Genomic DNA, 14,671 nt, shown 5'->3' on the forward strand with positions numbered 1-14,671 from the left:
CAGTGAATGTAATCAATAGTTGTGACTAAGGTCGAACTATTCCTTTAGTAGTAGTTGCTTGTACGGTTATTTTGCTCAATTTTAGTACAGTTTTGACAATGTAAACAGTATGTAAGACTAAAGTGTAACGGTAAGAATTACGGTGTAAGTTGCTGATAAATAAAATTTTTAACATTCCCTTCGCTAAATTAGCTAAAAGTTTATTAGCTTGTGTTGTATTTTTGTGATCTTGATCGCTAGGTCAGAGATAAAATCAAAGAGATTTTGGGGTAAAAAACGTTTTTTTGAGGTGGCTTTATAGCCTTTTGGGTTGGAATGTCTTGCGGTATAGTCCGCTCAATATAATCTAGGTGCTAAGCCATATTAGGTAGCTTGAATACGTTTGGTTGAATTTTATAGCGATAAGAAAATACTGGTAGGTTAAAAATACAGGGTGATGTTGTGGCTATTAGCTCATTTGATATTCACTTGACTGGGAATTTGTAATAAATCTGATGATTGGGCTTGATTCAGTTAAAAGTGTAGTGGATAATCCACCGCGTTCAAGCAATTATGGCTTGAAATCTGTGGTGACCCTAGGGTCCCCTCGCAACGATAACTTGTGAACTCGGCCAGGCCCGGAAGGGAGCAACCGCAGCAGGCGACTCGTGTGCCGGGGTGTGGCTCTAGGGGAACCTCCAAACTTCCCCAAGTATCTCTCATTTTTTCTTATATAAGCTATCTTTCTTGTCTTGAGCGCCAAGCCCTCGGTTACTCTTGTTCCTCAAGTTCTTGCTGTCGCTGCAACTCTTTTTGCAAGTTAGCTTTTAAGAAAGCACGTGATTTTTCAAGCGCGCTGTATATCTCGCGGCGCATCTCTTGTAGCTCGTTGTAGTCTTCAAAAAAGTAAGTATCGACTAGATGGCGAATATAACGCACGGGTAGCTGATTGAGGGTGACACAGCATAAGTCTGCTAGATAGTCTTCAGGTAGTTCGTCAATCAAGCCTTCGTCACGCAGTACATCCATTAATAGCACTTCATAGTAGTTACGTATATCGAGTTGCATAATTGCTCCGCTTTAATCCTGTTGGCGATTATTGTTGCCGCCAATTCCTAAGGTAAACCTATTCATTTTGGCGTGGCGTTTTTCTTGATGCCTATAGGTTATTTTTAGCACATCTTATTCGCAGCAGGTAGTGTTTATCGCAGATAAAAGCTGGTAATGGCGCTCGGCAAGTTGCTGCCTATTACGGCTATAGCCACCACCGATGACTGCAGCTACCGGAATTTGCTGTGACTGCGCTAATTGCATAATAAGTTGATCGCGCTGCATCAGTCCTTGGGTAGAGATTGCCGCATAACCTAGGTCATCATCTTGATGAATGTCGACACCAGCATCGTAAATGATTAACTGAGGTTGGTGCATGGCGATGAGTAGCGGCAGCGATTGGCTGAGTATTGCCAAGTACTCGCTGTCATTACAGCCATTTTCAAGCTCGATGTCATGATCTGATATTTGTTTTCGAGCAGGGAAGTTTTTCGCGCAGTGGATAGAGCAGGTAATTATCTCGGGTACAGACTGGCACAAGGTGGCTGTGCCGTCGCCTTGGTGCACATCACAGTCAATAATTAGCACTTTATCAAGCTGATAGTGTTTGATTGCGTGGTGAGCTGCGATGACTAAATCATTGAAAATACAAAAACCACTGCCAAAGTCATAATGGGCGTGATGATAACCACCAGTAAGGTTTACGGCGACGTTATGTTCCAAGGCAAGCTCTACACAGAGTTTAGTGCCGTTAACGGCATGAAGAGAGCGCCTGACCAATTGCTCGCTCCATGGAAAACCAATGCGGCGCATGGCTTTTTGTGTAAGTGTGCCATTGATAAAACTATCGACATAATCAGGGCAATGAACTTGTTTTAATTCATTGATGTCAATGGCATCAGGAGTGACACACCGCGTTTGCTCCAATATGCCTCGCTTTAAACCAAGCTCATATAGGTCACGGTATTTGTTGATGGGGAATCTGTGATTGTCAGGTAACGCCAGCTCAGAATAGCTGGCGTGATAGACGTAAGGAAAAGTCATTAAAGCTGTTTGATTGCCCAGCTCATAAACTCTTTGCGAGTTTCTTCATCAGCTTGTAACCACCAGTACTGTAGCATTTGCTCAGCTTGAGAGCCCGTTTGAGCTGGGGCGACTTCTTTAGCTGGTGCAACCGTTGCTGTGGTCACCACTGTGGCTGCAGCAACGGGTGTTACAGCTTTTGGCGCAGGTTTCATTGCGGCTTGTGCTTTAGCTGCAGATGATGACGTTGCTTGTACTGAAAGCTCATCGAAGTTGTCATTCTTGCCACCGTTGAAAAGGTTGGCGACGAATGAGTCTTCTTTTAGATCTGTTAGCTGCACTGAATAGTTCACGTTGCCTTTATCTGAGCGTTTGATGATCACCTGCGGCTTTTTAACATAGCTCTTTGGGTTTTTGGCGTAATCACCACTTGGTGTACGAAGCTGGTATTCGTGATCTCCATCAACCTCTAATGTCACGATAAAAGGGGCAGACTTATAAAAAGTTTGCGCGTCACTAAAGTCGTCTTCAACCATGTCATGGTAGCGAATAGCGATTTTATGCGTGCCTTGGGTGAGCTCAAGATCAGACTTATGGGTAAACATATTGGTGTTGATTTCCTTGCCATCTAATGCAAGGTATTCAAACGCCATTGGGATTGAAAGATTGGCTGCTAGCGCAGTGGATGAAGCTAATAAGGTGATCGCTGCTGCACTTGTGGTCATGAATGACTTCATTGTCGCTCCTTAGCGGTTGTATCGATTGTTCGGCCGTTCGAAATATTGGATCCTTTCCTCAATATAACTAATGGCCTGTCTGCACTTTCCTAGTCGCTTGTGCATTTGTAAAATTTCATTTTGTAACTTGAGTTTGTCAGTCGGATGACATTGTTCAAGCTTTAGTTCCAACTGCGCAATCTTTAGTTCAATCTTTTTAGCCCAATTGAGATGTTTATTCAATTCTTGATAAATTTGATGACTGTTTTGCATCACACTGTTGGCAATCCAATCAAAACCTGAATTGTCATGTTGTTGGTTGCGCCTTTTTGCATAGCGAGCACGGTTACTGGCTCGTCGTTGCTGCTCGGCTTTAATGTTGATGTTGGTAGAGCCTAGCGCGCGCTTTAACGCAGTAAACTTATCTTGAATGTTCTGGCAGCGTTGTTCGAGAGTCGAAAAGCCAATTCGCAGCGACAAATATTTCTCTAGTTGATTAATATCTTTTTTTATTTGCCCAATGCAAGGGGCGAGCTTAGCGCCTTTTTGAATAAACAGGCTTTGGTTAAAGCGCTCAATATCTTGTAGGTACTTGCTATGGTTTGGTGCAAGGTTACCGTCGTGTATCAGGGCTTCTTGCTCTAATTGCCTAAGCTGCTGTTTGAGCTTATCGATAAGCTGTGTAGTATTTAGTTTATGGCTACTCATGCCCACGCGCTCCAACTCATGCCCATGCGCTCCAACTAAGGTGCCCGGCAATGGCGACAACCATAATAATGAAAATAGGTTTTACAAATGGGATACCAAAGCGGATCGCGCTTTTAGCACCAATCGCTGCTCCAGCCATCATGCTAAGTCCCATCCAAAAGCCCAATACCCAATACACTTGATCAAGTAACGCAAATACAACTAGTGCCGTCACGTTACTAATAGATGTCATTGCTCTAGCAAGGCCGCAGCTGTGTAATAAGGGGAGTTTATGCAGCTTTATTGAGCTAACGGTCCAAAATGCGCCAATTCCAGGCCCTGCAAAACCATCATAACCGCCTAGCATGATCCCTTGAGCGCTTTGTTTGGTGTGACTAGAAGTTTGGTTTGGTACAGAGGTGATATTTTGCCCTAATGCCTGCGGACTAATAAGGGTGTATATGGCTATGACTATGATAAGTAGCGGTAACAGTTTTTCTAAGCTTGCGGCATCGACCATAAATACCAGCAAGCTTCCTAGGATGGCGCCAATAAAGGTGGTAATGGCTGTGGTGCGCCAAAACTTAGGGGTAAAAAGCTGCTGCTTATAATAAGTATACGCTGAGGTAATAGAGCCAAAACAGGCGGCAAGTTTGTTGGTACCCAAAGCAAGATGTGGCGGTACGCCAACAGATAGTAAGGCTGGAATGGACAATAGGCCACCACCACCAACAATAGCGTCGATAAAGCCAGCAACAATGCCGATTAGTGCAAGCAAGCCCCAATGACTGGGCTCTAACAATAAATCCAAAGAAAAACCTATTCGATGACGCGTCTAAAAGGAGGTAAGGCATCAAGTAGTGATTTGCCATACCGTTTGGTGACTAAGCGGCGATCTAAAATAGTCACACGGCCATAGTCTTGCTCTTTACGCAGTAATCTACCACAACTCTGAATTAATTTTCTGGACGCATCCGGAATAGTTAGCTGTAAAAACGGATTGCCGCCTTTGATTTTTACGTATTCAGCATGGGCTTGCTCCACTGGAGAGGTTGGCACAGCAAATGGCAACTTAGTCACAATAAGGTTAGTTAAATAGTCGCCGGGTAAGTCGAGACCTTCTGAGAAGCTGCCGGTACCGAATATCAGGCTCGGCTCGCCATCATCACAGCGCTGCTTATGTTGCTCAAGGATTTTCTGTCTCGACATAGTGCCTTGAACCAACATCGGCAAGCCTTTGAGCTTAGGCTCAATTAAGTCTGCGACCTTTTCCATCTGCCAGTATGAGGCAAATAGCACCAAGGTAGCCATTTCACCTTCCAATAAAGCTAAGATTTGTGATGCTAGCTCTTCGGTGTAGCCTTCAGCCGTGGGCTCATTGTCCATTTCAGGAATAAATAAGGTGGCGTTATTTTGGTAGTCAAATGGCGATTGCAGCGCCACAAAACGGCTACCATCATTGAGTGATAACCCCACTTGATGGGCAAAGTGGTTAAAGTTATTCAAAGCCCGCAAGGTTGCACTGCAAAGCACCACACCTGCGGCTTTTTGCCAAAGCATAGACTCAAGCATGTAGCCGACTTCAATTGGCGATGCGCTAAATAAATAGTCGCTTTGCTTGCCAGTCATGCTCTCAACCCAGCGTGCCATGGGAGCTGATTTACTGTTATCTTCTTTGGCAAGCATGCGCCACAATTTATTGAGATTTTCCAAACGCTGCAAGATAAAGCCGGTTTCAGCAAGGTTGGCTTCGGCTAAGTGCTTTGCTAGCTCGCCATCTTTTATTGCTTCAGTCAGAATTGAGATAATTTTGCTAAATTGCTTAACGGCTTTGCCAGATACCAGGTTTAAGTCTTCCGCTAGCATCATTAAGGTTGCTGGCAATTTACCGTGTTCAAAACGCCAGCGCCCCTCTGGATTATTAAAGGCGTGATTTTGGGTATCGCAAAAGTGGGCGACTTTATCGAGTAGTACCACTAGCTCTGCATTAAGGTCGATCATTTGTTGCACTGGGTTAATGATCAAATTAGTTTTTAGCTGGCTTTGCAGTTTACTGCAGGTTTTGGTGGATTTTTCTATCCAGTCGCTAGCGCCGCGCAAGGTTGCCTGAGCACTAGAGAAGTCGCGGGCAACGATGGGCAAGTGATGCGCCTCGTCGATGACATAAAACATGTCTTCAGGATCGGGCAGAATGATGCCGCCACCGAGCTCAAGATCAGCAAATAACAAGCTGTGGTTAGCGATGAGTACGTCCCAGGTTTCAACATCTTCACGGGCTTTATGAAAAGGGCAGTGGTGATGTGAGGCAACTTGTCTGTGGCAGCTGTGTTTGTCACAACATATCTGCTGCCATAAAAAATCTTCAATGGGTTGCTTTAGTGTGTCTATTTCACCGTTCCAGCTTCCCGCTTTAAAGTCATCTCTAAGCTTTTTGAGCTTATCAATTTGGCTTTGATCGGGTTTGCTTTGCCACATAGCAAGCTGTGAGTCGTCGGCGCCAATCATGGCATCTAGCTTAGCTAGGCATACATATCGCTGACGGCCTTTAACTAGGCCGAACTTAAAATCTAAACCAGATTGTTGCAGAAAAAACGGTAAGTCTTTGTGCAGTAACTGTTCTTGCAGCGCAACTGTTGCGGTTGCAATACACACCTTCTTTTTGCTGGCGAGCGCTAGTGGAATACTGCCGAGGATATATGAAAGCGATTTACCAATACCTGTACCAGCCTCAACAACAATGATCTTGCGATGCTTGTCATAGTCACCCGCTAATGTTTTGGAGATCTCAGCCACCATATAGTTCTGCTCTCGGCGGGAGCGGAAATTTGGCAGTGCACTGGCTATTTGTTTGTAAATATCCCGAACCTGGGTTTTTACTTTATCCGTTAACATTAGTGTTGTGTTATTTCGCTTAGCTAAATTATGCTGTACATAATAACAGTGAAATGGCTTGCTAAGAAGCAGTATCTTTTAAGGAAACTTGTGTCCCCAGTATCATCATCAGCTTCAGAAACTATCCTAGGGATAGTGTTAACTCGCCATGCGGTGACCGAGCAAGGGCAGTTAGTGCTGCATTACTATCTGCAAACCGACAATGGGCCTGTACGCGTGTCTCTGTTAGGTCAAGAAGTGGTGAGCTTTTGTGAGCGCAAGAATGTAGATGCGCTTATAAAAGCAGGGGCTAAGTTTCGCTATCAAGAAGTCGTACTTAAAAATTTCAGTCACCAACCTGTGTGCGCCATCTATTGCAAGTCTACTCAGCAGCACAGAATGTTAATAAAGCTAGCTAACGACCTAGGGGTGAGTCTATTTGAAGCTGATATCAAGCCTGAAAACCGTTTTTTGTTTGAGCGTTTTATTGCATTAGAAGCCCAGTTCAAAGGTGTTTATCAAAGCGAAAATGAGTTTATTGCCACTCATGCCAGAATGCCCAATCAATTGAGCACTGCCGCTAGTCAACTGAAAATGGTATCGCTCGATCTTGAGTGCAGCATGCAAGGTGAGCTGTACTCTGTTGGTTTGTACGGCCAAAGTGAAGCAGGGCAGATCAATTTGGTGATTATGGTTGGTAAACCTGATTTGGAGGTGGACAATATTAAGGTTGATGCACAATCACTTGAAATAGTCTGGGTTGAAGATGAGTATTCATTGCTTCAAGCGCTTATTCAGTGGTTTGCTGATTTTGACCCAGACATCATTATTGGTTGGGCAGTTGTGGTGTTTGATTTGGCCTTATTGTCAAAGCGTTGTGCGCTATATCAGTTGCCGCTGCGAATTGGGCGCAATCAAACCTTAATGTCATGGAAGGTGGAAGATAAATATCGACCTGAAACACTTAATCTACCCGGGCGGGTGGTGCTCGATGGTATTGATTGGCTAAAAGCCGCATTTTATCAGTTTGACAGTTTCTCGCTTGAGTTTGTGTCCCAAGCCTTGCTTGAGGAGGGGAAAGATATTGACCATGTTGATAACCGTGGCCATGAAATCACTCGTTTGTTTCATCAAGATAAGCAAGCGTTAGCTAGGTATAACATTACTGATTGCAGGCTAGTTTGGGATATTTTTGTTAAAACTGAATTGCTTGAGTTTGCCCTTGAGCGAGCAAAGTTGACTGGGCTTGAGTTTGGCCGAGTTGGGGCATCGGTCGCCGCATTTAATAACCTTTATTTGCCACATTTACATCGCGCAGGTTATGTCGCGCCAGCGTTTCCTGCTAGTCAAGGTTTGGAAAGCCCTGGTGGCTATGTAATGGACTCGATACCTGGCTATTATAACAACGTACTGGTCTTGGACTTTAAAAGTCTATATCCCTCAATTATTCGCACGTTTCTCATTGACCCAAAAGGTTTGATTGAAGCTCAGGCGTTTACTGAGGTGGAGTTAAGCGATGTATCAAAAGCCATCCCCGGTTTTTTGAACGCAAGCTTTAATCGTAAACAGCCGATTTTGCCAGACTTAATCGCCAACTTGGCAGCTAAACGTGAAACAGCAAAGCGCGATAATAATGCGCCTTTGTCGCAAGCAATCAAAATTATCATGAACTCTTTATATGGCGTGCTGGGCTCGACAGGTTGTGTGTTTCATGACGCTAAGCTTGCCAGTTCAATTACTATGCGCGGCCATCAAATAATGAAGCTTACCAAACAATGGATTGAAGAATTAGGCTACAAGGTCATATATGGTGATACAGACTCTACTTTTGTGTGGGTCGAGCAGCAGCTAACGGATGAGCAAGTTAAACAAGTCGGGCGCACCTTAGCAGAGCAGATGACAAACAAGTGGCGACAATGGTGTCAGGAGCAGTATCAGTTAGACAGCTTTTTGGAGCTAGAGTTCGAGTCGCACTTTCAGCAGTTCATCATGCCAACTTTAAGGGGCTCAGACGAAGGCAGCAAGAAGCGTTATGTGGGGGCTAAGCAAGTGGCGGGCGATTTGGATATCGTATTTAAAGGTATGGAGCAGGTGAGGAGTGACTGGAGCCCGTTAGCAAAAAAAGTGCAGCTCGCTTTATATACACGCTTTTTTAAACAGCAAGATGTTATCGAGTATTTACGGCAAATTGTTGCTCAGGTGCGTGCAGGGGAGTTTAGTGAAGACTTAATATTTAAAAAGCGCCTGCGCCGAAATGCAGAGGATTATACGGCGAAATCGTCACCCCATGTAAAAGCAGCGTTAATTTTGGCTGAAGAAAAAAAAGACGTGAAATATTCTCGTAAAGGAAGAATGATAAAGTACGTGATGACCCTACATGGAGCATATCCAGTGCAATTAGATCCAGAAAACGTCGATGCTGAATATTATATAGAGCGGCAGATTAAGCCTATAGCTGAGCCGATACTCGCTCTATTGGGGCAAAATTTTGAAGATCTTCTTAGTAATCAAATGATGTTAATTTAATGTAAATATTAAACCGTATGGTGACAGTTTGTTACAAACTGGTTCCTTGCGTGTCAATGTTTCTTGTGCAGGTGTGTCACTTTAGTTTAAGAAGCCTAGCGATGAGCGACTATTTTTGAATGGTCGCTTTTTTTTTTGCTAGGCTTCAATGCATCAAAAATATATGCGGAATAACTTAATCACTTATTTCAGCATGTGAAACTAAAGAAGGTAAGTACAAATGAAGAAGACGTTAGTTGCCTCAGCATTAGCTGCAGTGATGATTGCACCAACAGCATCTGCAATTGAAGTATACAAAGATGAAAAGAACGCAGTTTCTATCGGTGGTTACATTGATGGCCGTATCTATAATGGTAACGGTGAAACGACAATGGCAAATGGCGCTTCTCGCATCAACTTCGGTTTTGATCGTCAAATGGGTAACGGCTGGGAAGCTAACGCAAAGTTTGAGTGGAGTGTCAATCCATTTGGCAACAGTTCACTAAACTATAGCAATGACGGAAAGCTACATGCACAGTCTGGCGACTTCCTTGCAAATCGTCTTGGTTATATTGAAGTAAAACATGACACATACGGTCACCTTGCTTGGGGTAAACTGTGGGGTGCTTGGTATGATGTTGTAGGCGCGACCAACCTTGTCCATACCTGGGATGGTGATGCCTCTGGTACATATACCTTTAATAAGGGCGATGGTTCAGTGAATGGTACTGGCCGTGGTGATAATACTATTCAATATCGCAATTCTTTTGGCGACTTTAGCTTTGCAGTGCAAACTCAGTTGAATCAACAAGAGATTAATATTGAAGAGCAACAAGACGCAGTTCCACTTGCTGCAGCTATAACGTCACTTAAAACACTTGAATACTCGAATACTTACGGTTTAGCTGTAACTTATACTGCAACCGATATGCTTACGCTAACAGCAGGTTTCAACACGGGTGAGTTTGACGCGACTACCAATAACGGTGAAGCGTTTACTGAAACTGATAAAATTTACGGTGGTGGTGTTCAGTGGGGACAGTGGGAAGCAAAGGGTTTTTACTTCGCTGCTAACTACAACAAGCAAGAGTTCCACGATACTGATGGTGCAAACCGTATTATCCCTGAAGCTCAAGGTCTAGAAACAATGTTATCTTACCGCTTCGACAATGACATCCGTCTACTTGTTTCGCACAACGTACTTGAGGCGGGCGATACTTATGAAGCACTATACAACGGTGACAAGTTTAAGCGTCAATTTACAGCTGTTGGTGCTCACTACATCTGGGATGAGAATACTATCGTATACCTAGAGGGTCGTTTCGATAACTCGGATTTCTCGGGCTCTCAAGAAGAAATTAACAAAAAATCTGATCACGATGGTATAGGTTTAGGTATCCGTTACTTCTTGTAACTGATGAGCTAACCCAACGGTACTGTGTATCGGTTGTTATTAAGGGCTGCTAACAAAAGTTAGCGGCTTTTTTGTTTTTTAAACATCTCAACCATCTTCTTAAGTAAATGGTTATCAATCGATTAGGCTTTTTGTAAAGTCTGGGAGCTTTAATAATTTGCAATGGTTCTAGTTAGTTAAACTTGCCTCCACCCACTAATTAGCGGTAGCTAATTTACCTTATCCAGAGATCGATTAGATGGGTAACTTCATATGAGTTATTAGACCAAATTCGGCCTTGTTTATCTTGAATCGCTTAAAAAGTAACATTTTCTATGAAACTAGTTTTAAAAAAATGTTAACAGAGCTGTGAGCATTTAATTATGCATGCTTGATTGAGCATCGTTATGATTTAGTTTGACTTTTTTGTCTTTTAGGGAAGGGTTTATACAGCTCCATGTTTAGTTTTGTGTACAGTTTTTAAACGTTTGACTCTACTGTAGTAAACTGTTTTTGTTTCAGATGTTGCGAACTTGTTTCATATGTGATTCTATTGTGTCCGAGACGTGATGGTGTTGATAGCGGCGCCAAATCGTTAGACCAGCCCTTAAGGGATGGCTAATAAAAAACAAAATGTCCAGGGAGATAGACAATGCATAAGAATATCTTAGCTAATTCGGTGCGTTTAGCGCTAATTAGCGGTGCAGCAGCTGCTGCTTTCACTGCACCAACTATGGCTGTTGCAGCCGAAGACTCAGTAGAGCGTATTGAAGTAACTGGTTCGCGCATCAAGCGTACCGATATGGAAACCTCAAGCCCTGTTTCTGTGATTGATGCGGGCCAAATAGCTGCGATGGGTATTACCCGTCTTGACGACGTTTTACGTCAAATGACAGCGTCTTCTGGTGCTGCATTAGGTACTAACGTGAATAACGGTAGTGGTGGTAAAGCGACTGTTAACATTCGTGGTTTAGGTGCAGCGCGTACGTTAGTTTTGGTTAACGGTCGTCGTATGGTTAACTCTGGTATCGGCGCTGATTCTAGTGTCGATTTGAACAACGTACCACTAGGCTTCATTAAACGAATTGAAGTATTGAAAGATGGCGGTTCAGCTGTTTATGGTTCGGACGCAGTTGCTGGTGTTGTGAACATTATCCTTAAAGATGACTATGAAGGTTTAGAGTTTAATGCTCAAACAGGTCAAACCTTTGAGAGTGATGGTAAAGAAACGACTATCTCTTTAACCATGGGTACTAACTTCGATAAAGGTAATATCTCAGCTTACATGGGATATACGGATAAAGAAGAAATTCGTCAAGCGGATCGTGAGTTTTCTAACTGTCCGATCTTTGAATTCTTAGATCTAGATGGTGACGGCAAACTTGATCGATTCTGTGGTGGTTCGTCTGGTACAGTCGGTGGACGAGGTAATTTAGGACAGTACCTTCCTGGTGGACAAACTCTAGGTCCTGTGCAACCTGGTCAGCCAACTTACAAACCTTACAGCTTCTTTGAAGATTCATATAACTATTCTGAGTTAAGTTACTTAGAAACGCCTCGTAAACAGTTCCAAATGAATGTTAACGGTACTTATGAACTAAGCGATAACGTTACTACATTTATTGAAGCTATGTACACAAAACGTACATCTAGTCAGCAAATGGCTCCAACTCGCCCGAATAATTTAGGTACAGCTGCAGCAGATTACTACTATAACCCTACTAACCCTGATGGTTGGTTCGCTGATCAAGGTTATTTTAATGACGTTAATGGTGATGGTGTTTGGAATGCTGACGACGCTCAAGATGTAACTATCGCTACTCGTCGTATGACAGATATCGGTCCACGTATTTTCTCGCAAAACACTGACACTTATCGTGCTGTGTTTGGTTTCAATGGTAACTTCGAAGTAGGCGAGCGTGTATTTGACTGGGAAGTATTCTACCAGTATGGCCGTAACGATGGTCGTTCGTACACTGAAAATCAAGTTAACAGAGAAAGATTTGCAGAAACTATTGATAAAGATGTTTGTGTAATGGGTGGCAACGGTGTTGATGAAGTACCTTGTGCTAACTGGTTTGGTACAGGTTGGATGACTCCAGAGCAACAAGCTGCCGCTAATAACTATGTTACTTATACCGAAGTAGATACTGGTTTCAATACTCAAGAAATCTACGGTGCAAATATCGCTGGTGAGCTGTTTGACATGCCTGCAGGTGGGTTTGGTGTTGCTGCTGGTATAGAACACCGTGCTGAAGAAGGGTTCTACAACCCTGATGTGTTATCTCAGTATGGTGCAGGTGGCGGTAACGCTACACTACCAACTAAAGGTGATTTCAGTGTAGACGAAGCTTATTTAGAGCTTTCTATCCCTGTTCTTGCTGACTTACCAGGTGTTGAACGTTTAGATTTAAGTGCAGCGATTCGTTACTTTGATTATTCAACCTTCGGTTCTGATTCAACTTGGAACGTTGGTGCTACTTGGTCAATTATTGAAGGCTTGATGGTTCGTGGTAAATACACTAACCAAGCATTCCGCGCCCCTTCGATTAACGACTTAAACCAAGGTGCTAGTGATTCATTTGACGGCTACACCGACGTTTGTAACAACTACCAAAACAACCCAAATGCAACTATCAAAGCTAACTGTGAAGCTGACCTAGCAGGTACTGGTTTTACGGAGCAGGATGATGGTCAAGTACGTGCTATCGTTGGTGGTAACGTAAACTTGAAACCTGAGAAAGCAGATATTTACACTGTTGGTTTTGTTTACGATGCAAGTGCACTTGTTGATGGACTATCTTTAACAGTAGATTACTACAATATTGAAATTGAAGATGCAATTGGAACAATTGGTGCAACCTACAAGCTTGAGCAGTGTTACAGCGCTGTGGGCGGCGGTGTTGGTTCAGACGCGCCATTCTGTAAAGATTTCATTCGTGATGCTGGTGGCCAGGTTGATGGCATGCTTCGTCTTAAAGAGAATGCTAACGTAGAAGTTACTTCTGGTGTAGATGCTAACGTAGCATACGCTTTTGAAGCTGCTAGCGTAGATTGGAGAATCGACTGGGAAACTACTTGGGTTAAAGAAAACTCTACTACTGATAGCGCTGGTGAATACACTGATTATGTCGGTTTCGCGACGTCGAATGGTGGTTCTATTCCTGAGTGGAAGTCTAATCTTGGTCTAAACGTATCAGGTGACAATTGGGCAGCGAACTACCAGATTCGTTATATCCATAGTCTAGAAGATAATTCTTTGAATGGTCTAACTCCTGAAGAGCGTGCTGCTGAGATTAATGCTTACGCTAACCCAGACAATCTATTCTTGGATGCAGTTTGGTATCATGACGCGTCAGTATCTTATGATGTTTTAGAGAATGTTAAGCTACAATTGGGTGTGAATAACCTGTTCGATACTCAACCTGAGTACTATGTTAGCTACAACGACTCTAATACAGACATTTATACTTATGACTTAGCTGGTCGTCGTTGGTATTTACAAGCAAACATTCAGTTTTAATTGATAAGATGTAAATTTTTAAAAAGGCAGTTGATACTGCCTTTTTTTTTGCCTGCTTATTTATAAGTTTCTGCTAGTTGTGCCAATAGTTCTAATTTTTCTAGCGAAAATGCACAATGAAATGTGTTTATAGTCTCACGTAATTTTATATAGGCGTAGCCGCAGAGGCGAGGGGATAAGCGTTGTCGTAACAAACTATGAAGGTTAGTAATTATGGAAGTAAACTCATTATTTGCCGTGCCTGTTGCTAGATGTCAAAAAGAGAAACCCACGGAATTAAATGATGCTCTTTACAGTTATTTTAAATCGATTCAGGAGCAAGGAGATAAGTATAGGAATGTGATTGGCACACCTACGATACAAAGGAACATATTTGAGAGTGAAATGAACTTGTTTTCACATAAAAATGAAGCAGTTCAAGAGCTTCGGCAATACATGTTAGGGTCAATATATCAATTCATAAAAAACATCAAGAGAAGTGACGATCGTTCTGACTACCGCCAAATTATGAATCATACTTGGTTTCACATAACTAGAGATCGTGGATATATTGGCCCCCATAATCACCCTATGGCAGCTTGGTCAGCGGTTTACTATGTGCGTACAGGTAACCCAGACCCTCGTTATAATGATTCAGGGGCTATACGGTTTTTTAACCCTAATCAAGCACTATCTATGTATCGAGACCCATCCAATTCCAATCTTGTACAGCCATACTCGTCAGGATTACGAACTTTGCAACCAAAAGAAGGAGAGTTAGTTATTTTTCCCTCATACCTTTCCCATGAAGTTGCGCCTTATTATGGCGATTCAGAGCGAGTATGTGTAGCTACCAACTGTTGGGTACAAAATTAAAAGCTCAATCACACGTAGGTTTAGTTTATAAAATGGGCGGTATAGTTTAAATTTTGATTCAAAGGCTCA

The 14,671-nt window shown here is 42.9% G+C and carries 10 protein-coding genes and 1 other RNA gene; 5 read left to right on the top strand and 6 right to left on the bottom strand.

What is annotated here, in order from left to right:
* Positions 1–575 precede the first annotated feature (575 nt).
* Positions 576–672: signal recognition particle sRNA small type (gene ffs / locus EXU30_RS16730), an RNA gene on the top strand.
* Between the two features lie 78 nt (positions 673–750).
* Here ffs and EXU30_RS16735 read toward each other — a convergent pair.
* The 6 genes from EXU30_RS16735 to dinG all read right to left on the bottom strand — a co-directional run bounded on the left by EXU30_RS16735 (position 751) and on the right by dinG (position 6,347).
* A complete protein-coding gene (locus EXU30_RS16735) occupies positions 751–1,047 on the bottom strand; it encodes a late competence development ComFB family protein (protein ID WP_130601931.1) in 297 nt (98 codons plus the stop codon).
* Between the two features lie 114 nt (positions 1,048–1,161).
* Positions 1,162–2,073, bottom strand: coding sequence for a histone deacetylase family protein (locus EXU30_RS16740; protein ID WP_130601933.1), 912 nt, complete (start codon positions 2,071–2,073; stop codon positions 1,162–1,164).
* Positions 2,073–2,789: a DUF2057 domain-containing protein gene (locus EXU30_RS16745; RefSeq protein WP_130601935.1), complete on the bottom strand. Its 717-nt coding sequence runs from the start codon at positions 2,787–2,789 to the stop codon at positions 2,073–2,075. The genes EXU30_RS16740 and EXU30_RS16745 overlap by 1 nt, the downstream gene beginning before the upstream one ends.
* A 9-nt stretch (positions 2,790–2,798) precedes the next feature.
* A complete protein-coding gene (locus EXU30_RS16750) occupies positions 2,799–3,476 on the bottom strand; it encodes a primosomal replication protein (RefSeq protein ID WP_130601937.1) in 678 nt (225 codons plus the stop codon).
* Between the two features lie 16 nt (positions 3,477–3,492).
* Positions 3,493–4,266: a TSUP family transporter gene (locus tag EXU30_RS16755; protein WP_130601939.1), complete on the bottom strand. Its 774-nt coding sequence runs from the start codon at positions 4,264–4,266 to the stop codon at positions 3,493–3,495.
* An 8-nt stretch (positions 4,267–4,274) separates the two neighbouring features.
* Positions 4,275–6,347, bottom strand: a complete 2,073-nt coding sequence (gene dinG, locus EXU30_RS16760; protein ID WP_130601941.1) for an ATP-dependent DNA helicase DinG — start codon at positions 6,345–6,347, stop codon at positions 4,275–4,277.
* Between the two features lie 90 nt (positions 6,348–6,437).
* Here dinG and EXU30_RS16765 point away from each other — a divergent pair, with 90 nt between their 5' ends.
* The 4 genes from EXU30_RS16765 to EXU30_RS16780 all read left to right on the top strand — a co-directional run bounded on the left by EXU30_RS16765 (position 6,438) and on the right by EXU30_RS16780 (position 14,602).
* Complete coding sequence (locus tag EXU30_RS16765) at positions 6,438–8,852, top strand: DNA polymerase II (protein ID WP_242620250.1); 2,415 nt, start codon at positions 6,438–6,440, stop codon at positions 8,850–8,852.
* A gap of 220 nt (positions 8,853–9,072) precedes the next feature.
* Complete coding sequence (locus EXU30_RS16770; protein ID WP_130601945.1) at positions 9,073–10,245, top strand: porin; 1,173 nt, start codon at positions 9,073–9,075, stop codon at positions 10,243–10,245.
* 631 nt (positions 10,246–10,876) lie between these two features.
* A complete protein-coding gene (locus tag EXU30_RS16775; protein ID WP_130601947.1) occupies positions 10,877–13,747 on the top strand; it encodes a TonB-dependent receptor domain-containing protein in 2,871 nt (956 codons plus the stop codon).
* Between the two features lie 213 nt (positions 13,748–13,960).
* On the top strand, positions 13,961–14,602 hold the full coding sequence (locus tag EXU30_RS16780; protein ID WP_130601949.1) for a TIGR02466 family protein: 642 nt from the start codon (positions 13,961–13,963) through the stop codon (positions 14,600–14,602).
* Positions 14,603–14,671 lie beyond the last annotated feature (69 nt).

It is taken from the genome of Shewanella maritima, assembly GCF_004295345.1.
Taxonomy (GTDB): Bacteria; Pseudomonadota; Gammaproteobacteria; order Enterobacterales; family Shewanellaceae; genus Shewanella; species Shewanella maritima.

What these genes read in the sequence shown, in the direction of transcription:
- EXU30_RS16745 (WP_130601935.1), bottom strand. Translation starts at nt 2,789, where the DNA reads ATGAAGTCATTCATGACCACAAGTGCAGCAGCGATCACCTTATTAGCT.
- EXU30_RS16775 (WP_130601947.1), top strand. Translation starts at nt 10,877, where the DNA reads ATGCATAAGAATATCTTAGCTAATTCGGTGCGTTTAGCGCTAATTAGC.
- EXU30_RS16750 (WP_130601937.1), bottom strand. Translation starts at nt 3,476, where the DNA reads ATGAGTAGCCATAAACTAAATACTACACAGCTTATCGATAAGCTCAAA.
- dinG (WP_130601941.1), bottom strand. Translation starts at nt 6,347, where the DNA reads ATGTTAACGGATAAAGTAAAAACCCAGGTTCGGGATATTTACAAACAA.
- EXU30_RS16780 (WP_130601949.1), top strand. Translation starts at nt 13,961, where the DNA reads ATGGAAGTAAACTCATTATTTGCCGTGCCTGTTGCTAGATGTCAAAAA.
- EXU30_RS16770 (WP_130601945.1), top strand. Translation starts at nt 9,073, where the DNA reads ATGAAGAAGACGTTAGTTGCCTCAGCATTAGCTGCAGTGATGATTGCA.
- EXU30_RS16740 (WP_130601933.1), bottom strand. Translation starts at nt 2,073, where the DNA reads ATGACTTTTCCTTACGTCTATCACGCCAGCTATTCTGAGCTGGCGTTA.
- EXU30_RS16735 (WP_130601931.1), bottom strand. Translation starts at nt 1,047, where the DNA reads ATGCAACTCGATATACGTAACTACTATGAAGTGCTATTAATGGATGTA.